This is a genomic window from Cupriavidus taiwanensis (assembly GCF_900250115.1).
Classification (GTDB): Bacteria; Pseudomonadota; Gammaproteobacteria; order Burkholderiales; family Burkholderiaceae; genus Cupriavidus; species Cupriavidus taiwanensis_B.
Genome location: NZ_LT984804.1, coordinates 1,053,110 through 1,079,521 on the forward strand (window position 1 = coordinate 1,053,110; position 26,412 = coordinate 1,079,521).

Consider the following 26,412-nt stretch of genomic DNA (forward strand, 5'->3'; position numbering starts at 1 on the left):
GAAGCGCTGATGCGGCATCGCGGCTATCTGCACCAGGCATATCAGGGTAAACCCACGGGTCATGCGCGGCGCGCGCGCCAAGGTTAGTATCGGGCGACATTCCGGCCTGCCCACACGGGCGCACTGACCATGCACCGCATCGATCCCGTCAACATCCAGCTGTTCCTGGCCGCGGCCCGCGAGGGCTCGATCAAGCGCGCGGCCGAAACCGAGCATATTGCCCAGTCGGCGCTGAGCCGGCGCATCGCGGAGCTGGAGCGCAGCCTCGGGGTGGTGCTGTTGGTGCGCTCGCACGCCGGCGTGGTGCTGACCGACGCCGGCGCCCGCGCGCTGGAACTGGGGCGCAAGCTGAACGCGGACATCGCCAGCTTTGCGCGCGAGGTGCAGGACCTGGGCGACCGGGTCGCCGGCGTGGTGCGGGTGTCGGCCAGCCCGTCGGCCATCATCGGTTTCCTGCCGGAGCGCCTGCATGCGTTCAAGGCGGCGCATCCGCTGGTCGAGATCGCGCTGCACGAGCGCTCCACTGCGGAGACGCTGCGCGCCTGCCTCGATGACCGGGCCGATGTCGGCATCGGGGTCGCGGCCAGGACGCCGGGCGGGCTGGAGTCGTGGGCCTTTGCCAGCGATCCGCTCAATGTCGTGGTGCCGTCGTCGCATGCGCTGGCCCGGCGCAAGCGCATGCGTTATGCCGAGGTGCTGGAGCATCCGCTGGTGGTGGTGCAGCCTGGCGGCGCGCTGGACCAGGACCTGCGCGAACAGGCGGCCAACCTGCGCCTGCCGTTCAACCAGGGCGTGACCGTCTCCAGCTTCGAGGCCGCCTGCCGCATGGTGGAGGCGGGGCTTGGCATTGCCGTGCTGCCGGCCAGTGCCGGCGCGGCCTATGCGGGAACGCGGCGCTTTGTGCGCGTGCCGCTGGATGAACCATGGCGCCAGCGACAGTTGCGCATCTATGCCCCCTACAAGCAACCGCGGCTGCGTGCGATTGCCGCCATCATCGACGCGCTGCAGCCAAAGGGGGATCCGCGGCTATGCCGGGCTGAGATACCCGGTGCAGCGGATTAGCACTCGGCCATCGCGGCGTCGCAACCCTACACTCCGTGCCAAAGCCACCGTCCACGGTGCGATTCGATCCACGGAGACAAAACATGCAGAACTCGCTGTTTCGACAGGCATGCAAGGCGCTTGCGGCCCTGGCCGCGCTGGCCATGCTTGGCGGCCAGGCCGCTTCGGTCCGGGCGCAGGATGGCAAGCCGCTCAGGCTGATCGTGCCGACCCAGCCCGGCTCGCAGGCCGATGCCGTGGCGCGGACGCTGAGCCAGCCGCTGGGTAGGCAGCTGGGCCAGCCGGTGGTGGTCGAGAATATCGCTGGCGCCGGCGGCGTGCCGGGCACCCAGCAGATCGTGCGCGCGCCGAAAGACGGCTCGACGCTGGGCCTGATCTCGTCGAACCACGTCATCAACCCGTTTATCTACAAGAGCCTGCCGTATGACGCGTTGCAGGACATCACGCCGATCACCGTGATCGGCACGCTGCCGCTGGTGCTGGCGGTGAATCCCGCGGTGAGCGCGCACAACACCGGGGAACTGCTCGCGCTGCTGAAGTCGAAGCCGGGCGATCTGAACTACGGCTCGTCGGGCAACGGCACGGTGCTGCACCTGGCCGGCCAGCTCCTGGCCAGCGAGGCCAGGGTGGATATCCGCCACGTGCCGTACAAGGGCGCCGGCAACTACACCACCGACCTGGTCGGCGGCCAGGTGCAGATGGGCTTCCTCACCGTGCAGGCGGTGCTGCCGCTGATCAAGGCGGGCAAGCTGCGGGCGATCGCGGTGTCGACCGCGCAGCGGGTGCCGGCGCTGCCCGAGGTGCCAACGCTGGCGGAATCGGGCGTGCCGCGCTACAGCTTCGATGCGTGGCTGGCCATCGTCGGTCCCGCGGGGATGCCCAAGCCGGCGGTGCAGGACCTCCAGGCGAAGATCCAGGCCACCCTGCGCGCACGCGAGGTGCAGGAGCAACTGACGGCGCAAGGGCTGGTGGTGACGGGCACCGGCGCCGACGCGGCGGTGCCGTTCTTCAAGAGCGAGCTGGACAAGCACGCGCGCATCGTCAGGCAGGCCGGTGCCACGCTGAACTGAGGGCTCCGGGCCTGGGCAGGCCGGCCCGCCACACGCTTGCGCGCTTCAGCTGCCGCAAGCGTGGATCAGGAATTCGCGCAATGCATCGGCAGGCTTGCCCAGCTTGCGGCCGGGCTGCCACAGCATGCCGACCTCCATGTCGGGCACCGCGTTGGCAATCGGGCGGGCTTCGATCTGCTTGCCCTCCAGCGACCAGGGCCGATACACCATGTCGGACAGCACGGTGACGCCGAAGCCATGCGCCACCAGCCCGCGCAGCGCTTCCATCGAGCCGGTGCGGAAGGCGATATTGGGCGCGAGCCGGTGGCTGCGCCAGTAGCGCAGCGTCGAGTCCTCGGCCTCGTCGACGGTGATGAGCAGGTACGGATACGCCGCGATATCGCGCAGCGAAGGCCGCTCCACCTCCAGCAGCGGATGGCTGGCCGAGGTCCACAACTGGCGCCGCGACCGCATCAGCGTATGGCGCCGGAAGCGCTGGGGCTTCTCCAGGTTGGACAGCAGCGCGATGCCCAGCTCGATCTCGCCCGCCAGCACGGCGCGCTCGATGTCGGGGCGGTCCATGTCGAGCAGGTCCAGTTCGATATCCGGATAGTTGGTGCGGAAGCGCGCCAGCAATCCCGGCAGGAAGTAGCCCAGCACCGTGTATGACGCCGCCAGCCGCACGCTGCCGCGCAGCCCGTGGACCTGGAAGCGCGGCTCGCGCAGCGCGTCTTCGACCGAATCGAGGATCTGGCGCGCGTGCTGGAAAAACAGGTGGCCTTCCGCCGTCAGCGTCACGCCATGCGGCCGGCGCTCGAACAGGCGCACGCCCAGGCGCTGCTCCAGCGCCAGCACGGCATTGGTCACGGCCGACTGCGACACGTGCTCGGCGGTCGCCGCCATCGAGAACTGCCCGGTTTCCGCCGCCGCGACGAAATAGCGGAACTGCCGCAGCGTGACTTCCTTGGCCAGTCTTTCCGAACCTTCGCGCGCCTTGAACATGGGATCTCCGAGGTATCCGTTTTGCGGATATCAGGTGTGGGAATTCATGATTTTACGATGATCGCGCCGGTTTCTACACTCCTTCGGACAACAGATCACCGCATCAGAACAAAGCCCGGAGACCCACATCGTGAATGCCCCGCTCAATCCCGCCTTGCTCGAAGCCCTGGCCAGCGCCAGCCTGGACGACAAGTACACCCTGGACCAGGGCCGTATCTATCTGAGCGGCGTGCAGGCGCTGGTGCGCCTGCCGATGCTGCAGAAGGCGCGCGACCGCGCCGCCGGGCTCAACACCGCCGGCTTTATCTCGGGCTACCGCGGCTCGCCGCTGGGCGGCGTCGACCAGGCGCTGTGGAAGGCCAAGCAGCACCTGGCGGCCAGCGACGTGGTGTTCCAGCCGGGCGTCAACGAAGACCTGGCCGCCACCGCGGTATGGGGCAGCCAGCAGGTCAACCTGTTCCCCGGCGCGAAGCGCGATGGCGTGTTCTCGATGTGGTATGGCAAGGGGCCCGGCGTCGACCGCTCCATCGACGTGCTCAAGCATGCCAACTCCGCCGGCTCGTCGCGCCACGGCGGCGTGCTGCTGCTGGCCGGCGACGACCATGCCGCCAAGTCCTCCACCGTGGCGCACCAGTCCGAGCATGTGCTGCAGGCGGCCGGGATTCCGGTGCTGTATCCCGCCAACGTGCAGGAATACCTGGACTACGGCCTGCACGGCTGGGCCATGAGCCGCTATTCGGGGCTGTGGGTGGCCATGAAGTGCGTCACCGACGTGGTCGAGTCGACCGCCTCGGTCGAGATCGACCCGGCGCGCGTGCAGGTCGCGCTGCCGCAGGACTTTGCCATGCCGGCCGGCGGCCTCAATATCCGCTGGCCCGATTCCCCGCTGGAGCAGGAAGCGCGGCTGCTCGACCACAAGTGGTATGCGGCGCTGGCCTACGTGCGCGCCAACCGCCTGAACCGCGTGGTGCTGGATTCGCCCAACGCGCGCTTCGGCATCATGACCGCGGGCAAGGCCTACCTGGACGTGCGCCAGGCGCTGGCGGACCTGGGCCTGGATGACGACACCTGCGCCCGCATCGGCATCCGCGTCTACAAGGTGGGCTGCGTGTGGCCGCTCGAGGCGCACGGCGCGCGCGAGTTCGCCACCGGCCTGGAAGAGATCCTGGTGGTCGAGGAAAAGCGCCAGATCCTCGAGTACGCGCTGAAGGAAGAGCTCTACAACTGGCGCGAGGATGTGCGGCCCAAGGTCTTCGGCAAGTTCGACCAGCGCGGCAACGACGGCGGCGAGTGGTCGGTGCCGCGCGGCGACTGGCTGCTGCCGGCGCACTACGAACTGTCGCCGGCGCTGATCGCCAAGGCCATCGCGCGACGGCTGGAACGCTTCGACCTGCCGGCCGAGGTGCGCGCGCGCATTGCTGCGCGCGTGGCGCTGATCGAGGCCAAGGAGCGCGAAGCGGCGCAGCCGCGCATCGCGGTGGAGCGCAAGCCGTGGTTCTGCTCGGGCTGTCCGCACAACACCTCGACGCGCGTGCCGGAAGGCTCGCGCGCGCTGGCCGGCATCGGCTGCCACTACATGACCTTGTGGATGGACCGCAATACCGACACCTTCAGCCAGATGGGCGGCGAGGGCGTGGCGTGGACCGGCCAGATGCATTTCACCGATGACAAGCACGTGTTTGCCAACCTGGGCGACGGCACGTACTTCCACTCGGGCCTGCTGGCGATCCGCGCGTCGATCGCGGCCCGCGCCAACATCACCTACAAGATCCTGTTCAACGATGCGGTGGCGATGACCGGCGGGCAGCCCATCGACGGCGTGCTGACGGTGCCGCAGATCGCGCACCAGGTGCTGGCCGAGGGCGCGAAGAAGCTGGTGGTGGTCACCGACGAACCCGCCAAGTATGGCGACGGCGCGATGCTGCCGTCCGGCGTGGCGGTGCTCCATCGCGACCAGCTCGATGCCGTGCAGCTGGAGCTGCGCGACACCGAAGGCGTCACCATCCTGATCTACGACCAGACCTGCGCCACCGAAAAGCGCCGCCGCCGCAAGCGCGGCACCTATCCGGATCCGGCCAAACGGGCCTTTATCAACGATGCGGTGTGCGAGGGCTGCGGCGATTGCTCGGCCAAGTCCAACTGCCTGTCGGTAGAGCCGCTCGAGACCGAACTCGGCACCAAGCGCCGGATCAACCAGTCGTCGTGCAACAAGGACTTCTCCTGCGTCAACGGCTTCTGCCCGAGCTTTGTCACCGCCGAGGGCGCGCAGGTGCGCAAGCCCGCGGCGGCGGCCGGCAAGGGCAGCGGCGCCGACTTCGCGGCGCTGCCGCAGCCGCGGCTGCCGGCGCTGGAGCGGCCGTACGGGGTGCTGGTCACCGGCGTCGGCGGCACCGGCGTGGTCACCATCGGCGGGCTGCTGGGATGGCTTCGCACCTGGAGCGCAAGGGCGTGACCGTGCTCGACATGGCCGGCCTGGCGCAGAAGGGCGGCGCGGTGATCAGCCACGTGCAGATCGCGCCCGCTCCGGACCACTTGCATGCGACCCGCATCGCCACCGGCGAGGCGCGCCTGGTGATCGGCGGCGACGCCATCGTCTCGGCGTCGGCCGAAGTGCTGTCCAAGGTCCGGCACGGCCTGACCGCCGCCGTGGTCAACAGCGCCAACACCCCGACCGCGGAGTTCATCAAGAACCCGAAGTGGAAGTTCCCCGGCGCCAGCGCCGAGCAGGACCTGCGCGCCAGCGTGGGCGAGGCCTGCGCCTTCTTCGACGCCAGCGCCTGGGCGGTGACCCTGCTCGCCGACGCGATCTATTCCAACCCGCTGCTGCTGGGCTATGCTTGGCAGAAGGGCTGGGTCCCGCTGCAGCACGCCAGCCTGGTGCGCGCGATCGAGCTCAACGGGGTCTCGGTCGAGAAGAACCGCCTCGCCTTCGAATGGGGCCGCTACCTCGCGCACCACGGCGAGGCCGCGGTCAGGGCGCTGCTGCCGGCCGCGCCGGCCGCCGCCAGCGCGCAGGTGGTGTCGATGCCGCAGACGCTCGACACCCTGGTGCGCAAGCGCGAGGCGATGCTGGCCGACTACCAGAACGCCGCCTATGCCGCGCGCTATCGCGACGCGGTCGCGCGCATCCGCGCCGCGGAGCAGCAACTCGGCACCGACCGCAAGCTGCCGCTGACCGAGGCCGTGGCCCGCAACCTGGCCAAGCTGATGGCGTACAAGGACGAGTACGAAGTGGCCCGCCTGTACACCGATCCCGCCTTCCTCGACAAGCTGCGCGCGCAGTTCGAAGGCGAGCCCGGCCGCGACTACCAGCTCAATTTCTGGCTGGCACCGCCGCTGCTGGCCAGGACCGACGCAAAGGGCCAGCTGGTCAAGCGCCGCTTCGGCCCGCGCACCATGACGGCCTTCCGCCTGCTGGCGCGCCTGAAGGGTCTGCGCGGCACCGCTCTGGATGTGTTCGGCAAGACCGCCGAGCGCCGCGCCGAGCGCGCGCTGGTCAACGACTACCTGGCCATGGTCGAAGAGTTCGCGGCTTCGCTGAGCGCGGACAACCTCGACACCGCGCTGGCACTGGCCGCGCTGCCGGACGATATCCGCGGCTATGGGCACGTCAAGGAGGCCAGCATGGCGGCCGCGGCGGTACGGCGCGAGGCGCTGCTGGCGCAGTATCGCGGCGCGGCGCGGCGCGCCGCGGCGTAAGGGCATCGGCGCGGGCGGCACCTGGCACGCCGGGCGCCAAGGGCACGGCGCGCGGCGTGCCGGTGAAACCGTGGTTTCCGGTAAGGCGCTGTAGCGCCTGGCGCGCGGCCCCGATCCCCGGGGCCGCGACTGCATTCGTACCGGGCGGAATGGTGCGCGCGCCGTGGTACGCGCCATGGCCACGCGGTGAGCATGCATGCCCGGCGGCCCGGCCTGGCGCAGCAATAATGGTCACGCTATTTTAATAGTCCGCTCGCGCGCGGGAGCGCACGTGGTTAAAGATATTAAGCATAGCTGGCGCGCCAGCGGAGCGCGCCAATATACGGTGCGAACACGCACGCCAAAGCAATAAAAAATACCCGGTTCGCTGCCTTGCCGTAACTATAATTTTGCACATCCAAGTACGCCCTTTTAGGGTTTGGCGAATAAGCCTTCGTCGCTGGAGCCGCATGCTCGGGCGCCCTGTGCGAGCCAAAGACGTCGCACTGATCGCGCCGGTGCAGAAGGCCGTCCGGGGCGCGCGGCGCATCGGCAGGCGCATCAGATCCTGCGCTTTTGCGGAAGCCTGACGCAGCGCACGCACCTCATTTTCGTATTAGGCAGTTACAGAATCAGATCGAGACCCTGACCGCGCTGCGCCCCAATTAATTGATTAATCGAGGAGCAACGTAAACAGCAAGCCAGTCATTTTTCATCCGGGGGCTTATTGGACGCTCTGGAGACGAATATGAAGAATCTAGCTCTAGTTTCACTGGCTGCGGTGCTGGTTGCTCCCGCCGCGTGGGCCGACACCATCGCCGCCAATGGGCCAAGCGGGGCGCATTATGCAAACGGCGCTGCCGAGCCCGTATGCAGCGTGGATTCCTCGCTCGATGTGAGCTGTACCGGCACTACCATCGGAGGCGTCGGCAACACGAATGCGACCGCGATTCTGTCAGCGACGTACTCCGGCACCGTGCAGTGCCAGAACCGCGGCGGCCAGATCGTCGAGGTGAAGACACAGGCCACGGAGGCGACTTCGTCAGGCACCCTGAGGCCTGCCAAGAACGGGCAGTTGGTGGTGCCGCCGCTCAGCACGACGGCCCCCACCACCACGGAATTGCAGAACGCGGCGGTCTGCCCGAACGGCAACTGGAGCAAGCTGCTGCTCGGGTCCCCCACGCTGGTGAATTTCGTTTATACGGTCACCTTCGCCGGCTTCACCCAGCCCTATATCAGCATTGTGGGTCCCTGATCGACCTGGCACAGGCTTCGGCACACATTCGACTGACAGCGGAACATTGCGACACGGGCGAGAGCGTTCCGAGCCAATGGGAGGACGTGCCAGCATCGCTGGCACGTCGCAATCGGCTATGGCGGGTACCGTCATTGCATGCGGTACCACGCCTGCCTTGTCCTGAATGTTGGATGATGCGCCATGCGACAAGACCTTCACCTCAATGACCGCGCCTGGGCGGTGCCACCTGCGCCGCGCCATTTTCTGCATGCCGGGTGGATGCTGTGGTTGAGCCTGCTGCTGGGCGGATGCGGCGGCGGGGATTCAGCCCCGGCAGCCATGGCGGTCCCGCAGCAAGCGCCATCGGAGCAGAGCCCGTGGGCCACGCAGGGAACCGCACCGGGACGGGAAACCCCGGCACCGTCGTCCGTGACGGATGAACCTGCCGTACCTTTGCCAGGGTCGCCCGAGCTGGCGCAACTCGACGCGCTGCCCCATCTGTCATCGCTGTCCGAGCGCGAGAAGGCGGGGCTGCTGATGCTGCTGCCTTCCCGGTCGCCTGCGCAGCGGATGGCATTGATCAACATGTACCCCACCCTGGTCAGGCTGCCTGAGCAGCAGAAGGAGCTGTTGCTGGACCGCCTGGAAAAGATCGTCCCGGTCACGGTCAGTCAGCGTCAATGACACCTTGCGGGAGCCGCACCATGCCCATCCGGCCGCACGGCAACGGCGCGCCCGCGCCGTGTGGCAAGACGCCGCCTGCAACCGCTCAGGGATGCCAGGTCGACGGCCTCTCCAACTGCGGCGCCGGCCGCTGGCTTCCCGCCATGGCATAGGACAGCTTGTTGGCCGCATCGACCACGGTCTGGGCCAGCTCCAGCAAGCGCGCCTCGTTCAGCCGCGCGGTCGGGCCGGAGATGCACATGGAGCCCAGCAGCCGCCAGTGCAAGCCGAACACCGGCGCCGAGACGCTGGAGACTTCGGGTTCCCGTTCGCCCAGCGACAGGTGAAAGCCGCGGCGGCGAATCATTTCATACAGCTCGCCGGGCTCTCCCGAGAACGCCAGGATGACCCGGCCGGGCGAGCCGCTGTCCAGCGGCAGCGCGGCCCCGATCCTGACGTGGTGGCGGATTGCCTGCGGGCCTTCGACCCGGACCAGGCAGGTGCGCTGCTGGCCCTCGCGGACGTAGAACGAAGCGCTTTCCCCGGTCTGGATCGTCAGGGCCCGTAGCACCGGCTCGACCACTTCCTGCACATTGAAGGTTGCCTGATAGCACGCGCCCAGCCATCCCGCCGCGCGGCCGAGACGCCAGCTGCCGTCTTCCTTCTGCACCAGGTAGTCATCCGCCGCCAGCGTGCGGGCGAGCCGGAGTACCGTGGTCTTGTGGATGCCCGTGCGCCGGCTCAGCTCCGCCAGAGACAGCTGCGGATCATTGACGCCGAACGCTTCCAGCACGCGCAAGGCACGGGTGACGGCGATCACGGAGCCGGAGGTTTCCTCGGCAGAAGTGCCTGATGATTCATGTCTTCGGTTCATTGCATGGACTTCGTTGCACGGGATGAAACGCCATTGTATGGCTTGAAACGGTGCACCACAATCCGACTCACAACGAAACGAGATCCGGAGACCCTGATGCACGCCATGTTCCTTCGCTGCCTGTCGATCCTTGCCACCGGCCTGGTCGCGGTATCCGCCGTCCATGCAGCGCCCCAGTACCCCGCCAAGCCGATCCGTGTGATCGTGCCGTTCCCCGCCGGCGGCGGCACGGACATCATCGCGCGGGAAGTGACCAATACCGTGGCCAGGTCGACCGGCTGGGTCTTCGTGGTCGAGAACAAGCCCGGGTCGGGCGGCAACCTTGGCGTCGACGCCGCCGCCAAGGCGCCCGCCGACGGCTACACCATCGTGATGGGGCAGACCAGCAACCTGGCGATCAATCCCTCGCTGTATGAGCGGCTACCCTATGACCCGCTCAAGGACCTCGCGCCGATCGGCCTGGTCGCGTCCGCGCCGCTGGTGCTGGTCACGCATGTCAACTCGCCCTACAAGACGCTGAAGGACGTGATCCAGGCAGCCAGGGCAAAGCCGGGCGCGATCAACTTCGCCTCGCCCGGCAACGGCACGGTCGCGCACCTTGGCGGCGAACAGCTGCAGGGCACCGCGAAAGTGAAGTTCACCCACGTGCCGTACAAGGGCGCTGCGCAGGCCGTCAACGACCTGATGGGCGGACAGGTCGATCTCTACATGGCGTCGGTGCCGACGCTGCTGGGCCATATCAAGAACAACCGGCTGCGGCCGCTCGCGGTGACCTCGCCGAAGCGCGTGCACGACCTGCCCCAGGTGCCCACCGTGGCTGAGCTCGGCTATCCCGGCTTCGATACCGCGACGTGGTTCGGCTTCGTCGCGCCTGCCGCGACGCCGAAGGACATCGTGGTCCGCCTGAACACCGAGTTCAACAAGGCGCTCAAGTCTCCGGCGCTGGCCAGCAAGCTGAACGAACAGGGCGCAGCGGTGCTGGCCGGCACGCCCGAGGCCTTCAGTGCGCTGATCCGGCAGGACATCGTGCGCTGGGCAGCGGTCATCAAGGCCTCCGGCACCAAGCCGGATTGACGCCCGCCCCTCACCATCCCTTGCCATAGCCTGGAACCCATCATGACCTTGCCAAACATCATCAAATCGTTCGAGCGCGTACCTGCCGAGATCGTGGCGCGCGCCGCCGCATTCCAGCCGGCGATCCTGTCCGACGTGGGCGGACGGCGCGGCGCGCTGCACGGACGCATCCGGGCCCTGCGCCCGACCATGAAGGTCGCCGGGCCCGCCTTCACGGTAGAGGTTCGCCCCGGCGATAACCTGATGATCCATGCCGCGCTGGCGCTGGCGCAGCCCGGCGATGTGCTGGTCGTCGACGGCAAGGGGGACCAGACCTCCGCGCTGATGGGAACCATCATGATGCATGCCGCCCGCCAGCGCGGCCTGGCCGGTGTCGTCATCGACGGCGCGGTGCGCGACAGCCTCGAGCTGGACGCAATGGAGTTCCCGGTGTTTTCGGTGGGCACCAATCCCAACGGCCCCACCAAGGAAGTCGGCGGCCGTATCGGCCACCCGATTTCCGTCGGCGGCGTCACGGTCAACCCGGGCGACTACATCTGCGGCGATGCCGATGGGCTGGTCGTGGTCGAGCGCGAAAAGATCGAGGCGCTGCTCGATGCCGCGGCCCGCAAGGAGGCCGCGGAAAGCGTGCGCATTGCCCAGATCAAGGAGGGCAACACCACCGCGCCGTGGCTGCTGGCCTCGCTGGTGACGGCGGGCGTGCTCAAGCAGGGAGAAGCGCTGTGACGAACAAGCCGGTCATCATCGTCACGGGGTCGGACCTGGCCCCTGAAGCCATCGCGCTGCTGGGCGACTACGCCCTCGTCTTCGCGGGGAAAACGCCGCAGACCGAAGCTCTGGTGGCGCTGGCCCGGCAGCACAACCCGGTCGGCATCATCGTGCGCTATGGCAGCGTCAGCGCCGAAGTCATGGACGCGGCACCGGCCCTTAAGGTGATTTCCAAGCACGGCACCGGCACTGACACCATCGACAAGGCCGCCGCGCAGGCGCGCGGCATCACGGTGACGGCCGCGGCCGGCGCCAATGCCGCCGCCGTGGCCGAGCATGCGCTGGCGCTGATGCTGGCGTGCGCCAAGTCGGTGGTGCCGCTGGATGCGCGCATGCATGCGGGCCATTGGGACAAGGCCACGCACAAGAGCCTGGAATTGAATGGCCTGACGGTGGGCCTGGTCGGGCTGGGGGCGATCGGCCGGCGCTTTGCGCGCATGTGCGAGGCCATCGGCATGCGCGTGATCGGCTTCGATCCCTTCGCCACGGAACTGCCCGGCTACGTGGAGGCGGTGCCGCTGGAAACGATCTGGGAAGCGTCGGATGTCATCTCGCTGCAATGCCCGTTGACGGCGGAGAACAGGAACATGGTCAATGCCGCCACGCTGGCGCGTTGCAAGCGCGGCGTGATCCTGGTCAACACCGCCCGCGGCGGACTGATCGACGAGGCGGCGCTGCTGGCAGCGGTGCGGTCCGGGCGCGTGGCGGCCGCCGGCCTCGACAGCTTTGCGCAGGAGCCGATGGCCACGCCGCACCTGTTCCAGCGGCAGCCGGGCTTCGTGCTGAGTCCGCATATCGGTGGCGTGACCGGCGCCGCCTACGTCAATATGGGGGTCGCCGCGGCGACCAATACTCTCGCGGTCCTGAACCAGGTGCGCGAGCCGGCGGTCGGGCAGCGATAACCGCCGTGCCGGGATAAGAACGTTCGCAGGAATGGAGACAGCATGAACAGGAAAGTCAGCGGAGCCTGGAAGCTCCGGGGCCTGGCGTTCGCCGCCCTGGCCGCCGTGTCGATGGTTGCGCAGGCGCAGGCCTGGCCGGCAAAGCCGGTCAAGATCATCGTGCCCTACCCGCCGGGCGGCGCCGTCGACGTGGTCACGCGCAAGATGGCGCAGCGGCTCTCGGAGCAGACCGGCCAGAGCTTCTATGTGGAAAACAAGGCCGGCGCAACCGGGACCATCGGCACGGCGCAGGTCGCGCGCGCCGCGCCCGACGGCTATATGCTGCTGGCCAACGACACGACCTACGCGCTGCTGCCTCACATCTTCAAGGCACTGCCGTTCGATCCGGCAAAGGACCTGCAGCCCGTGGCGGCCTACGTGTTCGCGCCGATGGGCGTGGTCGTCAAGGCCGGCGGCAAGTACAAGACGCTGGCCGACCTGATTGCCGCGGCCAAGGCCGACGACAAGGTCTCATACGGTTCGGGCGGCGCGGGCTCGACCCCGCACTTCGCCAGCGAAGCGCTGGGCCTGGCCGCGGGGGCGCACTTCATGCATGTGCCGTTCAAGGGCGCGGGCGAGGCCACCGTCGCGCTGCTGGGCGGCACCGTCGATTTCCAGATGGCCTCCATTCCGGGCGTGATCGGGCAGGTCAAGGGCAACAAGCTGGCGGTGCTGGCCGTCAGCGGCAGCAAACGCCTGCCGGCGCTGGCGCAGGTGCCGACCTTCGCCGAAGCCGGCGTCAGCGGGTTCGGCGTGACCAACTTCACCGGCTTGTGGGCACCGAAGGGCACGCCGGCCGAAGTGGTGGAGCGCTTGCAGAAAGAGGTGTCCAGGGCCATGGCCACAGCGGACATGCGCGCCTATGCTGACAGCATCGGCGCCGAGCCCGGCTACTGGGACGCCGCCACCTTCCGCACCGAAGTGGCCAGCCGGACCGCATTCTGGGGCAAGGTGGCCCACGGCACGGCGTTCCAGAAGCAGTAGGTTCGGACAGCCGGGCCCAGGCCTGGGCCCGGGCCCGGCCAGGCCGCGCGACAATCCACAGAGGGCACGAGATGTTTCTACTGAACCCACCGGCGATCCGCGAAGCTGAGCCGTTTTCCAGCCTTCCCGCCCGCTATCGCCGGCCGCGGCAGAGCGACTGGTCCCGCGCCAACCAGGGCGGCCGCGAGATCGACGCCTTCCTGGAAGGCCCCGTCACCGACGAGCAGGGCAACCTGTACGTGACCGATATCCCGAACGGGCGGATTTTCAGGATCGACCCGAAAGGCGTTTGGGACCTGGTTGCGGAGTGGGACGGCGAACCCAACGGCATGAAGTTCCTCAGCCCGGTGTCCTTGCTGGTCACGGACTACCGCAACGGGCTGATGGAGGTCGACCTGCGCGCCGGCACCGTGCGGCCCTACCTGCCACGCCGCAACACCGAGAGCTTCAAGGGCCTCAATGACCTGACGCTGGATGCGCGCGGCAATGTCTATTTCACCGACCAGGGCCAGACCGGCCTGCACGATCCCACCGGCAGGGTCTATCGGCTCACCCGCGCAGGCCGGCTCGAGTTGCTGCTTGCCAATGTGCCGAGCCCGAACGGCATCGTGCTGTCGCCGGACGAGCGCTTCCTGTTCGTCGCGGTCACGCGCGGCAACTGTGTCTGGCGCATGCCGCTGCAGGACGACGGCAGCGTGTCCAAGGCCGGCCAGTTCTTCACCTCATATGGGCCGAGCGGGCCGGACGGCCTTGCCATGGACGCCGATGGCCGCCTGCTGGTCGCCAATCCGGGGCTGGCCTACGTCTGGGTGCTGAACCACCGCGCCGAGCCGGTCGAGGTCATCCGCGGCACGCCCGGGCATTCGCTGACCAACGTGGCGTTCGGCGGAGCAGACCGGCGCACGCTCTACATCACGGATTCCACGGCGGGCGAGATCCTGCGCATCGGCATGTCGGTGCCCGGCGTGAAGCTGCCGCGGCCGCTCTGACACGGGTGGCGCGGCGCAGCACCTGTTTGCCGGCGGCCTGGCCGACCGGATCCCGAGCGCACTGGCGATGGTGCAGGCCTTGCATGGCATGCCGCGTCGTCGCCGCGGCGTGGTTGCGGCCAGGGCCACGCCGAATGCAGAATGGCGGCAAAACTACCTGCCCCCGACATGGAAACGCCAGACCGCCTGCTGCGCAGCTTTTTGCGTATCGCCTCGCTGAAGTCATTGTCGAAGGCTGCGGATGACCTGAACCAGACGCAATCCGGCGTCAGCAAGCAACTGGCCGCGCTCGAAGCCCACCTTGGCAAGGCCCTGTTTACGCGAACGGGGCGTGGCGTTGCCCTGACGGAAGCCGGGCAAAAGCTGCAGGAAGCGATCGCAGGGCCCTATCGCGCCATCGACCACGCCGTCGACACCATCCGCGACGCGCATGGCAGTACCGAGGGGACGGTCAGGCTGGCCCTGGTCCACACCGTCAGCTACTACTTTATCGGCGATGTGGTGGCGAGCTTCGTCAGTGCGCATCCCGGGGTCAACCTGTCGATGATGGGGCGCAGCTCGCCGGAGGTCGTGGCCCTGGTGGAAAGCGGCAAGGCGGATCTGGGCGTGGCCTACGATACCGCGGTGGACACGGCCGCGCTGGCGGTTTATCCGCTCTTCGACGATACCAGGTGCCTGGTGGAACAGGGCAGCATGGCCGCGGCCGGGGACGATCCCGGTGTCGACCTGGGCGGGCGCGAGCTGCGCCTGGTCGCCTTTCCGCACGGCTATGCCCTGCGACGGATGCTGGATAGCGCCGGCCTGAAGGGCGCTTATGTCGCGGAGGCGGAAACGGTGGATGCCATGCTCAAGCTGGTTTCCGCCGGGGTGGGGTCCTGCATCCTGCCCAGCCGCCTGCCGGACAAGCTGCTGGCCGAATATGGCCTGTGCAAGGTGAAGATCCATACACCGCTGTTGAAACGGCGCATGGTGGCGGTGACGCATCCGGAGCGCCAGCCCTCGCCGTTGGCCGCGGCCTTGCTCTCGTGTGCGCTCCAGGTTGCGAGGACGCTGGACCCGTGAATCCGTGACATAGCTGCTATGAAGCCGGCTCCGTAGCACGCCCGCAAGCCGAATCCCATACTGGCTCCCGATCCTTTCGACCTCTCGTCGCAGGGAAAACCCGGAGACAACCAGTATGAACGCCCCCCTGAGAGACAAGTCGTACTTCGACCAGCGCGCCACCAGCGACATGGCGAAGCATCTGCCGAGCCAGTCGCGCACCGCGCAGGAAACCATGGCCTATGCCTGCCGGATCCTGGCCATGACGGAGCAGGAAGCCGGCCTGGCGGGCCAGATCAGTGTGCGCTCCGAACGCGCGGGCGCTTACTGGACCCTGCGCTTCGGCCTCGGCTTCGACGAAGCGACGCCGGCGGACTTTATCGAGGTCGATCGCGATCTCAACACGCTGAGCGGCGACGGCATGGCCAACCCGGCGACGCGCTTCCACCTGTGGGTCTACGACGCCCGGCCGGACGTCAACGCCATCATCCATACCCATTCGCCGTGGGCCAGCGCCCTCGCTGCCGCGCGCCAGCCGCTGGTCATCGCGCAGATGGACATGACGCCCTTGCACAACGACTGCGCGTTCCTCGAGGACTGGCCGGGGGTCCCGATTGCGGACCAGGAAGGCGTCATCATCTCGACGGCGCTGGGCGACAAGCGCGCGATCATTCTCGCGCACCACGGCTACCTGACCGCGGGCAGGACGTGTGAAGAGGCAACCTATCTGTCCGTCTATCTCGAGCGCGCTGCCCGCATGCAGATCCGCGCCCAGGCTTTCGGCCCGCTCACGCCGGTCGATGACGACCTGGCCCGCGAGGCCCACGACTATTTGCTGAAGCCGTCCATCGTCAACTCGACGTTCTCGTACTGGGCCCGCCAGACGCACGGCATCGCGCCGTACGTCAAGCCGTGACGCGCTGGCCGCACGCATCAGACCGACAAGGAGACAAGACGATGACCACGCAACAAGGCACGCGCTCGCGCCGCCACTACATCACGGCGGGCCTGGCCAGCATGATGGGCACGACCATCGAATGGTATGACTTCTTCCTCTACGGCACCGCCGCAGCCCTGATCTTCAACAAGATTTTCTTTCCCTCGTTCGATCCGCTGACCGGGACCCTGGCGGCCTTCGCCACTTACTCGGTCGGCTTCTTCGCGCGCCCGCTGGGGGGCATTGTGTTCGGCCATTTTGGCGACAGGGTCGGACGCAAGTCCATGCTGCTGATCACGCTGTTCATGATGGGGGTCCCGACCATCCTGATCGGCCTGATCCCGTCCTATGACAGCATCGGCTACTGGGCCGCGGTCGCGCTCGTGCTGCTGCGCTTCCTGCAGGGCGTCGCCGTGGGGGGCGAGTGGGGTGGTGCCGTGCTGATGGCGGTCGAGCACGCGCCCGAAGGCAAGAAGGGCTTCTTTGGCAGCCTGCCGCAGGCAGGGGTGGCACCGGGCCTGATCCTGTCCTCGCTGGCGATGGGCATGGTCGCAACGCTGCCGGAGCAGGACATGCTGGCGTGGGGATGGCGCGTGCCGTTCCTGGCAAGCGTGGCGCTGCTGGCGGTAGGCTGGTTCATCCGCGCAAAAGTGAGCGAATCGCCGGACTTCGAGCAGATGAAAAAGTCTGGCGAGAAGGTCGAGATGCCGGCCCTGGTGGTATTGCGCCGCTATCCGCGCCAGGTCCTGACCGTGGTCGGCGGCCGCCTGGCGGAAGTCACGTGGTTCTACACCGTGGTGACCTTTGCCCTGGCCTACGCCACGGGCACGCTGGGCATAGCCAAGACCGTGATGCTCGATGCCACGGTCTGGGGCGCCGCGGTCGCGATGTTCACCATGCCCCTGTTCGGGATCCTGGGTGACCGCTTCAGCTTCAAGTGGGTATTCATGGCCGGCACCGTGGGCATCCTGGTCTTTGCGCCGCAGTTCTTCGCGCTGCTGCAGACGCTCGATGCGGGCAATGTCACGATGGCCATGGCGATTGCGATCGGTCTGGTCTACGCCTGCCTTTACGGCCCTGAAGGCAGCCTGTTCTCCGCCCAGTTTCCGCCCGAGGTCCGCTATAGCGGCATCTCGATTGCGGTGCAGGTGTCAGGTGCGATCGGTGGCGGCCTGGCGCCCATCGTGGCCACGTCGCTGTTGAATCATGGCGGCGGCGACCCCTCATACATCGTCTGGTACCTGGGTGCGCTCAGCGTGATCGCCTTCGTCAGTACGGCACTGATGCGCGATGCGAACGGGGCCAGGCACGCGGTGCCGCTGGCAAAGGGGGAGCGGGTATGAACGCCGGTGCGCATATCGACTACTACTTCTGGCTCAATTCCGACTGGGCATACCTGGGCGCAGACCGGCTGGATGCACTGGCACGCCGCACCGGGGTGGAAATCCGGCACAAGCCCGTCGATCTTCCCGCGGTGTATGCGCGCACGGGAGGCGTGCTGCTGGGGCAGCGTTCACCGGAGCGGCAGCGCTATCGGCTCGTCGAGCTGCAGCGATGGTGCCGGAAGCTCGGGATCCGGGTGAACCCCACGCCCCGCTACATGTGTCCGGACGCGGAGCTCGCCGCTCGTATCGTGATCGCCGCCGATGCGCTGGGTTTGCCCGTGCTCGCGCTGTACAAGGCGATTCTGCGCGCCGAATGGTGCGAGGACCTGGACATCTCGTGCGAGCCGACACTGCAGGCGATCCTGGAACGCCTCGGCCTGGATCGCAGCGGCGTCATGGAGCTGGCCCGCGCCGGGGAAACCGGAATGCGCTACCGACGCTACACCGACGAGGCCGTCAGCGCAGGCGTGTTCGGATCGCCCAGCTATGTGTTCGAAGGCGAATTGTTCTGGGGCCAGGACCGGCTCGAGATGCTAGAGGAGGCGATTCGGGCGCGCAGTCCCGTTTGACCGGATCAGCGCAGCACCGCCCCGCGCCATCGCTCACGCGTTGCCCGGCGCGTCGACGCACAACACCAGCTTGCTCGTCGCCTGGCCCGACCGCACCAGCTCGAGCGCCTGCCCGGCCTGTGCCAGCGGCAGGCATTCGATGCGAGGTGGGCGCAAGCGCCCGTGGTTCAGCAGCGCGGCGATCTCGCCCAGCCGCGCGCCGCTTGGCATCTTGCTGAACGTGACGGCGCTGCGCACGCCGCGCCGCGCGGCCTCGGCCGGATCGGGGCCGTGGTCGCCGCTGGCCAGGGTCAGGATGGCGACCAGGATGCCCCCGGGCCTGAGCAGGTCCAGCCCCATCGGCAGGGTGCCGCCTCCCACCGCGTCCAGCACCAGGTCGACGCCGGCCGGCGCCCAGGCGCGCACGGCGGCGCCGATATCGCTTGCCCGATAGTCGATGGCCAGGTCGCAGCCCAGCGCCATCAGCGCGTCGCGACGGGCCGTGCTGCAGGTGGCTGCGACGGTGGCGCCGGCGGCCCTGGCCAGTTGCACGGCGAAGGTGCCGACCGCGCCCGCGCCGCCGTGCACCAGCACGGTCTGGCCCGCGCGCAGACCGCCGTCATCGAACAGTCCGGTCCAGGCTGCCAGCGCCGGCGTCGGCACCGCCGCGGCTTCGGCGAAGTCCAGGTGGTCGGGCATCGGCACCACGCAATCCTGGCCGACCGCAACGTATTCCGCGTACGCTCCCCACTGGCCGGCGCCGACCCCGGTTTGCGCGAACACGCGCTGTCCGCGCACGAAGCCCGTGATGCCGGCGCCGACCGCGGCCACCACGCCGCTGGCATCGAAGCCGAGCACGAAGGGAAAGCTGGCCTGCATGAAGGCGCTCAGATAACCCTCGCGGCATTTCCAGTCGGCGGGATTGACGCCGGCGCAGGCGACGCGGATCAGCACTTCGCCGGCGGCCGGCTCCGGCCTTGCGACCTCGCCCAGCCGGATCACCTCGGCTCCGCCGTGACGGTCGATCAGGACCGCGCGCATCTTCTGTTCCATGAGTCTTACCTCGCCGACGGTTCGGGCTGGCCCAGCGCCGGATGCGACCAGGCCGGGATCACGGGCGGCGGCAGCACGCCTTTGCCGTCGAGCGTGCGGACCTGCAGTCCGTGCGCAAGCGGGAAGTGCAGGCTATGCGCGATCTGGCCGGTGTGCCGTCGTGCCGGCACGCTGCATAGCGCCAGCGCGGTTTCCACCAGGTATTCCACGGGCTCGGTGGGATAGCCCTCCGGGATATAGCGCTCGCTGCCCGGCGTGAGGATCGCGGTGCTTGGCGCCACGGAGTTGACGGCGATACCGTCTGCCTCCAGTTCCGCGGCCAGGCCTTCGGTGAACCGGTTGATGGCCGCCTTGACGGCAGCGTAGGCGGTGACGCCGCCGGCGCGGTCAAAGTCCTGGTACGGACGCGCCGGCGACAGCGCCGTGACCGAGCCCAGGTTCAGGATCCAGCCCGCGCCGCGTGCGCGCAGCAGCGGGATCGCGGAGCGGCTCAGCACGAACGGGATGCGCAGGTAGTGGTCCACGGTCCGGTCGAAGGTGTCCAGCGGCATCGCGTCGATCGGGCTGTATTCGGCCAGGCCGGCATTGTTGACCAGGATATCCAGCCCGCCCGCGGCCTCGGCGGCCCGCGGCACAAGCCGGTCGCGCTGCGCGGCATCGTCGAGATCCGCCGCCAGCGCCATGGCGCGGCCGCCTTGCCGCCTGATCAGCGCCACGGTCTCGGCCAGCGTACCAGGATCTTCGCCGCAATCGCCGGCGCGCCGTGCGCTTGCCACCACCAGCGCGCCTTCCGCCGCGAAGCGCTGCGCGATGGCGCGCCCGATGCCGCGGCTGGCGCCGGTCACCAGTGCGATCTTTCCTGCCAGTTTTCCGTGTGCGGTCATGGTGTGGTTTCCTCCTTATGGTTGTGGCCGTCAATCAGGCTGGTCGCGAGCGGGCAGAAGGCATGGGAGATCGCCTCGACCGTCCATTCCGGAAACTCCGGGTCGAACCAGCGGTCGACCCGTCCCCAATGGAACGGGTGCATCAGGTATTCGCCCAGCAGGTCGTCCGCGCCGGCGAATTCCTGCTGCCAGACATGGGTCCATGGGCCCGGCGACAGCACGCGGGCCAGCCGCCAGTTGCGGATGCCGGGCATGTAAGCGGGCATCCGCAGCAGGTCCTGCTCCAGCGCGTGCATCTGCCAGGGCGGCGCTTCCGGGCGGACCCGGAACATCAGCGTGCGCCAGACGCCGTCATGCAGTTGGTCGGCACGCGTGCCGCCCGCGATCGCGCGATAGGCGACGTGATCGACCGTTGCGATGTCGTCCAGTGCCGCGGCCAGGCCGGAGGCATCGGCCGGCGCGCCCGGCGGGGCGGGCTTGAATTGCAGGTCGAGCGTGTAGTCGCCGGCGCCCCAGCTTCCCGGCAGGTTGCGGCCGAGCGCCACCCGGTGCAGGCCCGGCAACCTTTTGGCGCGGTCGAGCAGTACTGGCTCGAGGTCTGGCATCCCCTCGCAAATGCCGGTGTGCAAGCGCAGTTGCGCAGTCTCAAGGCGCATCGCAAGCCTCCTGCGGCTGCGGCAGCAGCCTTGTCGCTGCGGCCATCACATGGCGGCGGCGGGATTGGCACAGCGTACCCAGCGTCGACCAGAAGGCGAGGGCGGGACCGTCAATGCCGGCGCGCATGGCGTAATAGGCTGGCGCATCCGGCACTTGCCATAGCAGCCACAACGTATTGGGCGCATCTTGCAGCGCCACGGGTGGCGAAACCCAGCGCTGCAGCAGCGTCAGGCCCCTGGCGGCGCTGCCGGGCAGGTAGCGGGATTCCAGCAGGTCAAGCACCGCGGACAGGTGGCCGGGCGCGAGCACGATTTCATCGAGCACGTGGATCATGGCTGTGTGGCGTCACTCTCATGGGTTGTCCCGTATAGGCATGGCGCTGCGCGCATGGCAACCTCCATGGCCGCCGGGATGATTATGGAAGCCTGGCTGGCCACGCACCCCTACCCGGACGATCAATCACCGCTACCGAAGCAATCACCACCAGCGCCCATGAACGCCCACATCCCGGGGAGTCCCGTCCCTGTTCCGCACGGCATGGTGCAGTGCTTGCTGGACGAGCTGAAACGGCACGGCGTCGAGGTCCCGGCCGCCGGCGCCGAACCGCCGCGGCCGGCACAGTTCACCGCCCTCTATCGCGCCGCGATCGAGCGGCTCGAGGCGCTGGTCGCCAGGGGCGACGGCCATGCGCCCATGTGCAAGCAGGAAGTGGATTTGCTGTGCCGCTGCGTGCTGAGTTGCCAGACGCTGCGCGAAGCGATCCACTGCGCGGCCGATTTCTGCGCGATGCTATATCCGCGCGCCGGCGCGCTCGCCCTGGAGCAGCGTGCGGGCCAGGCGGTCTTTCAGATGGATTCGCTGCGGCGGGTGAAATCGTCGGCGGCCTGCCTGGTGGACCTGACGGGACTCTTCTTTTATCTGCTGCTGTTCGGCTGGCTGGTGGGCCAGCCGATACGCCCGACCCGTGTCAGCCTGGCGCATCCGCGGCGCGAGGACGCCTTGCCGTTCCTCGGCCTGTTCCATGCGCCGGTGACGTCCGGCAACCCGGCCTACGGCTTCGAGTTCGACCAGGCCTTGCTCGACCGGCCGGTGGTGCGGCAGGCTACGGAACTCGAGGCCTTCGTGAAGGACCTGCCTTACCGGCTGGTCGGCGCGCCGGTCGAGGTGGTGTCGCTGAGCCAGCAAGTGCGCGGCACGCTGCACGCGGCGCTGGTGCACGGCGCCCGCCTGCCGACGCTGGCCGAACTGGCGCTCCGCTTCGATGTCAGCGAACCGACGCTGCGCCGCCGGCTCGCCGCGGACGGCAGCAGCTACCGCCAATTGCGCGAGCACAGCCTGCAGGACTACGCCGAGCAATGCTTGCGGACCACGCGCTGGAGCATCGCCAGGCTCGCCGAGCAGCTCGGCTTTGCCAGCGAGGCGGCCTTCCGCCGCGCTTTCCAGCGCTGGACCGGGCATGCGCCGACGCGCTTCAGGCGCGCAAGCCAGGGTCATCCGGCCGCACTGCGGTAATTCATGCAAGGCGCCGGCGGCAATATGTGCAAAGCCGGCCGGCGCGGCGGCACGCGCCGCGCGCCGGCTGCCATGTGGTGAAGCCGGCGATGCCGATGGCATGACGCTTGCAGCCTCGGTTCCATTCCCCCAAGGAACATGAACCAGCGGAGGCGCCCATGGCACTGGAAGACCCGCTTGCGCCCCCGGCATCCCCGGCCGGCGCACTGCAACAGATCCCCACCACGCTGCACATCAACGGCATCACCCACGAGCTGCTGCTGGCCCCCTGGGTGATCCTGCTGGACCTGCTGCGCGAGCAACTGCAACTCACCGGCACCAAGAAGGGCTGCGACCACGGCCAATGCGGCGCCTGCACGGTGCTGGTCGGCGGCAGGCGCATCAAGTCCTGCCTGTGCCTGGCCGTGTCCTATGACGGCGCCGACATCACCACCGTGGAGGGGCTGGCCGACCGCGGCACGGGCGCACTGCATCCGTTGCAGCAGGCCTTTATCGACCACGACGCGTTCCAGTGCGGCTATTGCACGCCGGGCCAGCTGTGCTCCGCCGTGGGCCTGATGAACGAGCATCCGCCGGCGAGCCGGCAGGAGATCCGCGAGCGCATGAGCGGCAACCTGTGCCGCTGCGGCGCGTATGCGCAGATCGTCGAGGCGATTGCCGAAGTGGCCGGGCTCACGGAGCGTGACCAGGAGCCATCATGAACCCGTTCCGGTATGAGCGCGCGGCCACGGTGGAAGCGGCGCTGCAGTCGATCGCCGCGGCGCAGCGCGACGCCGGCGCGCAGAGCCTTGGCGACGACCACGCGCCGCACTTCCTGGCCTCCGGAACCAACCTGATCGACCTGGTGAAGGGCGGCATGATGCATCCGGCCGTGCTGGTCGATGTCAGGCAACTGCCGCTGCGGATGATCGAGGCCACCGCGGAAGGCGGGCTCAGGCTCGGTGCGCTGGCCAGCAACGCCGATACCGCGCAGCATCCGCTGGTGCGCGGGCAGTATCCGCTGCTGCGCGCGGCGATCCTGGCCGGAGCCTCGGCGCAGATCCGCAATATGGCGACCAACGGCGGCAACCTGCTGCAGCGCACGCGCTGCTATTACTTCTACGATCCGGGCGTGCCCTGCAACAAGCGCGAGCCCGGCAGCGGCTGCCCGGCGGCGACCGGGCTGGCGCGCCAGCATGCCATCCTGGGCGCGAGCGAGCATTGCGTCGCCACCCATCCATCCGACATGTGCGTGGCACTGGCGGCGCTGGGCGCGGTGGTGCACGTGGCATCGGCCAGCGGTCGCCGCGAGATTCCGTTTCATGAATTCCATCGACTGCCAGAGGACCGCCCGCACCTCGACACCACGCTGCGCCCGGATGAGCTGGTGACCCACATCGTGCTGCCGCCGGCCGCCGAGTTCGCGCGCCATGCCTGTTACCTGAAGCTGCGCGAGCGCGCGTCGTTTGCGTTCGCACTGGTGTCGGTGGCTGCCGCGCTGGATCTCGCCGACGATGGCACCGTGCGCGCCGCGCGGCTGGCGCTGGGCGGCGTCGCCCACAAGCCGTGGCGCGATCCCGAGGCCGAGGCGCAGCTGCGGGGCCGGCCCGCCAGCGCCGTGAACTTTGCCTCCGTGGCCCGCTTCCTGCTGCGCGATGCGCGCGCCTGGGGCGGGCCGGCAGTGCCCGAGAGCCTGCCCGGCAACAGCTTCAAGATCGGGCTGGCCGAGCGTGCGATCGTGCGCGCGCTGGAAATGGCCGTCGCCGGCGTGCTCAGCAATACCGGCGAAGACGCCTTCAGCGAAGAGGAGCTGCCATGAACGACCCGATTCCCCAATGCGCGCCGCGCGCACGGCCCGGCACGGGCCCGGTCGGCATCGGCACGCCGGTCCCGCGCCTCGACGGGGTGGCCAAGGTCACCGGCACGGCGCGCTATGCCGCCGAGCATCCGGCCTTCGACCTCGCGCACGGCGTGGTGGTGAACAGCACCATTGCGCGCGGACGCATCGTGTCGATCGATTGCAGCGCGGCGCTGGCGGTGCCGGGCGTGCTCGAGGTGCTGACCCATGAGCGCCGCCCGCGCGTGCGTTCGCTCGACCTGTTCTACAAGGACATGGTCGCGCCCGCGGGGTCGCCGTTCAAGCCGCTGCACGATGCGCGCATCTGGTATAGCGGCCAGCCGGTCGCGCTGGTGGTGGCCGAAACCTTCGAGGCCGCGCGCCATGCCGCCACGCTGGTGCGCGCGCGCTACGAGGCATGGCCGCACCAGACCAGCCTGCTCGACCACCTGGACCGTGCCGGCAAGCCGAAGCCCTTCAAGGTGGGCTATTCCGGTCCGCCCAGGGCGCGCGGCGACGCCGACGCCGCCTTCGCGCGCGCGCCCTGCCAGGTCGACGCCGAGTTCTACAGCGGCGTCGAGCACCACAACCCGATGGAGATGCACGCCACCACGGTGATCCGCGGCGGCGACGGCCACCTCACCATCTACGACAAGACCCAGGGCTCGCAGAACTCGCGCTGGATGGTGTCGCGGGTGTTCGGGCTGCCCAGGCGCAAGGTCACGGTGCGCAACCAATACGTGGGCGGCGCGTTCGGCTCGGGGCTGCGGCCGCAGTACCAGCTGATCCTGGCGGTGATGGCCGCGCTGGCGCTGGAGCGCTCGGTGCGGGTGGTGCTGACGCGGCCGCAGATGTTCACGTTCTGCCACCGGCCCGAAACCTGGCAACGCGTGCGGCTGGGTGCCGACGCCGATGGCAGGCTGGTGAGCCTGATCCATGAAGCCGTGGCCGAGACCTCGCGCATGGAACACTACGTCGAAGTGGTGGTCAACTGGTCGACGCAGCTCTATGCGTCCGAGACCAGCCGGCAGGACTACCAGCTGGTCGACCTCGACCAGCCCACTCCGGCCGACATGCGCGCGCCGGGCGCCGCGCACGGCGTGCATGCGATCGAGGTGGCGATGGATGAATTGTCCTATGCGGTGGGGATGGACCCGCTCGCGCTGCGGCTCAAGAACTACGCCGAGCGCGACGGCGCCAGCGGCCTGCCGTTCTCGAGCAAGGCGCTGCGGCAATGCTACGCGCAGGGCGCGCAACGGTTCGGCTGGACCGGGCGGCCGCCGCAGCCGCGTTCGATGCGCGATGGCCACGAGCTGGTCGGCTGGGGCATGGCCAGCGGCACCTGGGATGCGCTGCAGATGTTCAGCCGCGCCCGCGCGGTGTTCCGCGCCGACGGCCGGCTCGAGGTAGCCAGCGCTGCCAGCGATATCGGCACCGGCACGCTGACGGTGATGAGCCAGATCGCCGCCGCGGCGCTGGGGCTGCCGCTGGAGCAGGTGACGTTCGTGCTGGGCGATTCGGAGCTGCCGGTGGCGCCCGTCGAAGGCGGCTCGGCGCACGTGGCCACGGTCGGCAGCGCGGTCGACGGCGTGTGCGACAAGCTGCGCCGGATGCTGTGGCACATGGCGCGGCGCATGCAGGGTTCCGGCTTCGAGCGCGCCCGCTACGAGGACCTGGTGTTCGGGCACGGCCAGGTCAGCCTGCGCGCCAGCCCCGGTGTGTCGTTGCCGCTGGCCGGCATCCTGGCAGCGGCCCGGCGCGAGCAGATCGAGGCATCGTTACTGCAATTGCCCAACCTGTTCAGGCAGAAGCAATACACGCGCGCCGCGCACTCCGCCGTGTTCTGCGAGGTGCGCGTCGACGAGGCACTGGGCACCGTGCGCGTGACGCGCGTGGTCAGCGCGGTGGCGGCGGGCCGCATCATCAACCCCAGGACCGCGCGCAGCCAGATCCTTGGCGGCATGGTGTGGGGCATCGGCCAGGCGCTGCACGAGGAAACGCACAGCGACCATGCGCTCGGCCGCTTCATGAACCGCAATCTTGCCGAGTACCACATCGCCTCGCATGCCGATATCCAGGACCTGGACGTGATCTTCGTCGACGAGGATGACCGCGTGGTCAGCAGCCTGGGCGCCAAGGGCGTGGGCGAGATCGGGCTGGTGGGCGTTGCCGCCGCGATCGGCAATGCGATCTATCACGCCACCGGCAGGCGGCTGCGCAGCACGCCGATGACGCCGGACAAGGTCATGGCCCGCTAA

General features: G+C 68.6%; 23 protein-coding genes and 1 pseudogene. 18 read left to right on the forward strand and 6 right to left on the reverse strand.

Annotation, left to right across the window (positions count from 1 at the left end; genetic code table 11):
• The first annotated feature begins 129 nt into the window (after positions 1-129).
• On the forward strand, positions 130-1,062 hold the full coding sequence (locus CBM2586_RS21625; protein WP_115689698.1) for a LysR family transcriptional regulator: 933 nt from the start codon (positions 130-132) through the stop codon (positions 1,060-1,062).
• Between the two features lie 83 nt (positions 1,063-1,145).
• Entirely contained in the window at positions 1,146-2,132 is a 987-nt protein-coding gene (locus tag CBM2586_RS21630) for a tripartite tricarboxylate transporter substrate binding protein (RefSeq protein WP_240987988.1), read from the forward strand.
• Between the two features lie 45 nt (positions 2,133-2,177).
• On the opposite strand, the gene CBM2586_RS21635 is transcribed toward CBM2586_RS21630, so the two are convergent.
• On the reverse strand, positions 2,178-3,113 hold the full coding sequence (locus CBM2586_RS21635; protein ID WP_115664980.1) for a LysR substrate-binding domain-containing protein: 936 nt from the start codon (positions 3,111-3,113) through the stop codon (positions 2,178-2,180).
• Between the two features lie 130 nt (positions 3,114-3,243).
• On the opposite strand from CBM2586_RS21635, the pseudogene CBM2586_RS21640 reads away from it, so the two are divergent.
• The 3 genes and pseudogenes from CBM2586_RS21640 (at position 3,244) to CBM2586_RS32165 (ending at position 8,712) form a co-directional block, all read left to right on the forward strand.
• Positions 3,244-6,812 (forward strand): annotated as a pseudogene (locus CBM2586_RS21640) (indolepyruvate ferredoxin oxidoreductase family protein).
• Between the two features lie 727 nt (positions 6,813-7,539).
• Positions 7,540-8,046, forward strand: a complete 507-nt coding sequence (locus tag CBM2586_RS21645) for a hypothetical protein (RefSeq protein ID WP_115689700.1) — start codon at positions 7,540-7,542, stop codon at positions 8,044-8,046.
• A 183-nt stretch (positions 8,047-8,229) separates the two neighbouring features.
• Positions 8,230-8,712: a hypothetical protein gene (locus tag CBM2586_RS32165; RefSeq protein WP_240987989.1), complete on the forward strand. Its 483-nt coding sequence runs from the start codon at positions 8,230-8,232 to the stop codon at positions 8,710-8,712.
• A gap of 85 nt (positions 8,713-8,797) precedes the next feature.
• Here the strand turns inward: CBM2586_RS32165 and CBM2586_RS21655 are convergent, their stop codons facing one another.
• Positions 8,798-9,565, reverse strand: coding sequence for an IclR family transcriptional regulator (locus CBM2586_RS21655; protein WP_115689702.1), 768 nt, complete (start codon positions 9,563-9,565; stop codon positions 8,798-8,800).
• A 105-nt stretch (positions 9,566-9,670) separates the two neighbouring features.
• Between CBM2586_RS21655 and CBM2586_RS21660 the strand changes: the two genes are divergently transcribed.
• From CBM2586_RS21660 to CBM2586_RS21700, 9 genes are all read left to right on the forward strand, one after another.
• Positions 9,671-10,639 (forward strand): Bug family tripartite tricarboxylate transporter substrate binding protein, encoded by a 969-nt coding sequence (locus CBM2586_RS21660; RefSeq protein WP_373424286.1) that lies wholly within the window; start codon positions 9,671-9,673, stop codon positions 10,637-10,639.
• Between the two features lie 42 nt (positions 10,640-10,681).
• Positions 10,682-11,365 (forward strand): RraA family protein, encoded by a 684-nt coding sequence (locus tag CBM2586_RS21665; RefSeq protein ID WP_115689706.1) that lies wholly within the window; start codon positions 10,682-10,684, stop codon positions 11,363-11,365.
• Positions 11,362-12,309 (forward strand): NAD(P)-dependent oxidoreductase, encoded by a 948-nt coding sequence (locus CBM2586_RS21670; RefSeq protein ID WP_115689708.1) that lies wholly within the window; start codon positions 11,362-11,364, stop codon positions 12,307-12,309. The genes CBM2586_RS21665 and CBM2586_RS21670 overlap by 4 nt, the downstream gene beginning before the upstream one ends.
• Before the next feature lie 42 nt (positions 12,310-12,351).
• Positions 12,352-13,332 carry a Bug family tripartite tricarboxylate transporter substrate binding protein gene (locus CBM2586_RS21675; protein WP_115664971.1) on the forward strand — a complete coding sequence of 327 codons (981 nt, stop codon included), beginning with the start codon at positions 12,352-12,354 and terminating at the stop codon, positions 13,330-13,332.
• Between the two features lie 71 nt (positions 13,333-13,403).
• Positions 13,404-14,321: an SMP-30/gluconolactonase/LRE family protein gene (locus CBM2586_RS21680; protein WP_115664969.1), complete on the forward strand. Its 918-nt coding sequence runs from the start codon at positions 13,404-13,406 to the stop codon at positions 14,319-14,321.
• Between the two features lie 168 nt (positions 14,322-14,489).
• Positions 14,490-15,383, forward strand: coding sequence for a LysR family transcriptional regulator (locus CBM2586_RS21685; protein WP_115689710.1), 894 nt, complete (start codon positions 14,490-14,492; stop codon positions 15,381-15,383).
• Positions 15,384-15,498: 115 nt separating this feature from the next.
• A complete protein-coding gene (locus CBM2586_RS21690) occupies positions 15,499-16,278 on the forward strand; it encodes an aldolase (protein WP_115689712.1) in 780 nt (259 codons plus the stop codon).
• 41 nt (positions 16,279-16,319) lie between these two features.
• A complete protein-coding gene (locus CBM2586_RS21695) occupies positions 16,320-17,642 on the forward strand; it encodes an MFS transporter (protein WP_115664963.1) in 1,323 nt (440 codons plus the stop codon).
• Positions 17,639-18,253 carry a 2-hydroxychromene-2-carboxylate isomerase gene (locus CBM2586_RS21700; protein ID WP_115689714.1) on the forward strand — a complete coding sequence of 205 codons (615 nt, stop codon included), beginning with the start codon at positions 17,639-17,641 and terminating at the stop codon, positions 18,251-18,253. The genes CBM2586_RS21695 and CBM2586_RS21700 overlap by 4 nt, the downstream gene beginning before the upstream one ends.
• 33 nt (positions 18,254-18,286) lie before the next feature.
• Here CBM2586_RS21700 and CBM2586_RS21705 read toward each other — a convergent pair whose 3' ends face one another.
• From CBM2586_RS21705 to CBM2586_RS21720, 4 genes are read right to left on the reverse strand one after another with little or no spacing between them, the layout of a single operon-like run.
• On the reverse strand, positions 18,287-19,285 hold the full coding sequence (locus CBM2586_RS21705) for an NADP-dependent oxidoreductase (protein WP_240987990.1): 999 nt from the start codon (positions 19,283-19,285) through the stop codon (positions 18,287-18,289).
• A 5-nt stretch (positions 19,286-19,290) separates the two neighbouring features.
• A complete protein-coding gene (locus tag CBM2586_RS21710; protein ID WP_115664957.1) occupies positions 19,291-20,169 on the reverse strand; it encodes an SDR family NAD(P)-dependent oxidoreductase in 879 nt (292 codons plus the stop codon).
• Positions 20,166-20,825, reverse strand: coding sequence for a Dabb family protein (locus CBM2586_RS21715; RefSeq protein ID WP_115664955.1), 660 nt, complete (start codon positions 20,823-20,825; stop codon positions 20,166-20,168). The genes CBM2586_RS21710 and CBM2586_RS21715 overlap by 4 nt, the downstream gene beginning before the upstream one ends.
• A complete protein-coding gene (locus CBM2586_RS21720) occupies positions 20,815-21,159 on the reverse strand; it encodes a hypothetical protein (RefSeq protein ID WP_115664953.1) in 345 nt (114 codons plus the stop codon). Before CBM2586_RS21720 ends, CBM2586_RS21715 begins: the two co-directional genes overlap by 11 nt.
• A 159-nt stretch (positions 21,160-21,318) precedes the next feature.
• Between CBM2586_RS21720 and CBM2586_RS21725 the strand changes: the two genes are divergently transcribed.
• The 4 genes from CBM2586_RS21725 (at position 21,319) to CBM2586_RS21740 (ending at position 26,412) form a co-directional block, all read left to right on the forward strand.
• On the forward strand, positions 21,319-22,338 hold the full coding sequence (locus CBM2586_RS21725; protein WP_240987991.1) for a helix-turn-helix domain-containing protein: 1,020 nt from the start codon (positions 21,319-21,321) through the stop codon (positions 22,336-22,338).
• Positions 22,339-22,496: 158 nt separating this feature from the next.
• Complete coding sequence (locus CBM2586_RS21730) at positions 22,497-23,039, forward strand: (2Fe-2S)-binding protein (protein WP_115664950.1); 543 nt, start codon at positions 22,497-22,499, stop codon at positions 23,037-23,039.
• Positions 23,036-24,136: an FAD binding domain-containing protein gene (locus tag CBM2586_RS21735; RefSeq protein WP_115664948.1), complete on the forward strand. Its 1,101-nt coding sequence runs from the start codon at positions 23,036-23,038 to the stop codon at positions 24,134-24,136. Before CBM2586_RS21730 ends, CBM2586_RS21735 begins: the two co-directional genes overlap by 4 nt.
• Positions 24,133-26,412: a xanthine dehydrogenase family protein molybdopterin-binding subunit gene (locus CBM2586_RS21740; protein WP_115689718.1), complete on the forward strand. Its 2,280-nt coding sequence runs from the start codon at positions 24,133-24,135 to the stop codon at positions 26,410-26,412. Before CBM2586_RS21735 ends, CBM2586_RS21740 begins: the two co-directional genes overlap by 4 nt.

What these genes read in the sequence shown, in the direction of transcription:
- CBM2586_RS21630 (WP_240987988.1), top strand. Translation starts at nt 1,146, where the DNA reads ATGCAGAACTCGCTGTTTCGACAGGCATGCAAGGCGCTTGCGGCCCTG.
- CBM2586_RS21730 (WP_115664950.1), top strand. Translation starts at nt 22,497, where the DNA reads ATGGCACTGGAAGACCCGCTTGCGCCCCCGGCATCCCCGGCCGGCGCA.
- CBM2586_RS21705 (WP_240987990.1), bottom strand. Translation starts at nt 19,285, where the DNA reads ATGGAACAGAAGATGCGCGCGGTCCTGATCGACCGTCACGGCGGAGCC.
- CBM2586_RS21725 (WP_240987991.1), top strand. Translation starts at nt 21,319, where the DNA reads ATGAACGCCCACATCCCGGGGAGTCCCGTCCCTGTTCCGCACGGCATG.
- CBM2586_RS21710 (WP_115664957.1), bottom strand. Translation starts at nt 20,169, where the DNA reads ATGACCGCACACGGAAAACTGGCAGGAAAGATCGCACTGGTGACCGGC.
- CBM2586_RS21635 (WP_115664980.1), bottom strand. Translation starts at nt 3,113, where the DNA reads ATGTTCAAGGCGCGCGAAGGTTCGGAAAGACTGGCCAAGGAAGTCACG.
- CBM2586_RS21645 (WP_115689700.1), top strand. Translation starts at nt 7,540, where the DNA reads ATGAAGAATCTAGCTCTAGTTTCACTGGCTGCGGTGCTGGTTGCTCCC.
- CBM2586_RS21715 (WP_115664955.1), bottom strand. Translation starts at nt 20,825, where the DNA reads ATGCGCCTTGAGACTGCGCAACTGCGCTTGCACACCGGCATTTGCGAG.
- CBM2586_RS21655 (WP_115689702.1), bottom strand. Translation starts at nt 9,565, where the DNA reads ATGAACCGAAGACATGAATCATCAGGCACTTCTGCCGAGGAAACCTCC.
- CBM2586_RS21675 (WP_115664971.1), top strand. Translation starts at nt 12,352, where the DNA reads ATGAACAGGAAAGTCAGCGGAGCCTGGAAGCTCCGGGGCCTGGCGTTC.
- CBM2586_RS21680 (WP_115664969.1), top strand. Translation starts at nt 13,404, where the DNA reads ATGTTTCTACTGAACCCACCGGCGATCCGCGAAGCTGAGCCGTTTTCC.
- CBM2586_RS21685 (WP_115689710.1), top strand. Translation starts at nt 14,490, where the DNA reads ATGGAAACGCCAGACCGCCTGCTGCGCAGCTTTTTGCGTATCGCCTCG.
- CBM2586_RS21695 (WP_115664963.1), top strand. Translation starts at nt 16,320, where the DNA reads ATGACCACGCAACAAGGCACGCGCTCGCGCCGCCACTACATCACGGCG.
- CBM2586_RS21735 (WP_115664948.1), top strand. Translation starts at nt 23,036, where the DNA reads ATGAACCCGTTCCGGTATGAGCGCGCGGCCACGGTGGAAGCGGCGCTG.
- CBM2586_RS21660 (WP_373424286.1), top strand. Translation starts at nt 9,671, where the DNA reads ATGTTCCTTCGCTGCCTGTCGATCCTTGCCACCGGCCTGGTCGCGGTA.
- CBM2586_RS21625 (WP_115689698.1), top strand. Translation starts at nt 130, where the DNA reads ATGCACCGCATCGATCCCGTCAACATCCAGCTGTTCCTGGCCGCGGCC.
- CBM2586_RS21700 (WP_115689714.1), top strand. Translation starts at nt 17,639, where the DNA reads ATGAACGCCGGTGCGCATATCGACTACTACTTCTGGCTCAATTCCGAC.
- CBM2586_RS21740 (WP_115689718.1), top strand. Translation starts at nt 24,133, where the DNA reads ATGAACGACCCGATTCCCCAATGCGCGCCGCGCGCACGGCCCGGCACG.
- CBM2586_RS32165 (WP_240987989.1), top strand. Translation starts at nt 8,230, where the DNA reads ATGCGACAAGACCTTCACCTCAATGACCGCGCCTGGGCGGTGCCACCT.
- CBM2586_RS21720 (WP_115664953.1), bottom strand. Translation starts at nt 21,159, where the DNA reads ATGATCCACGTGCTCGATGAAATCGTGCTCGCGCCCGGCCACCTGTCC.
- CBM2586_RS21665 (WP_115689706.1), top strand. Translation starts at nt 10,682, where the DNA reads ATGACCTTGCCAAACATCATCAAATCGTTCGAGCGCGTACCTGCCGAG.
- CBM2586_RS21690 (WP_115689712.1), top strand. Translation starts at nt 15,499, where the DNA reads ATGAACGCCCCCCTGAGAGACAAGTCGTACTTCGACCAGCGCGCCACC.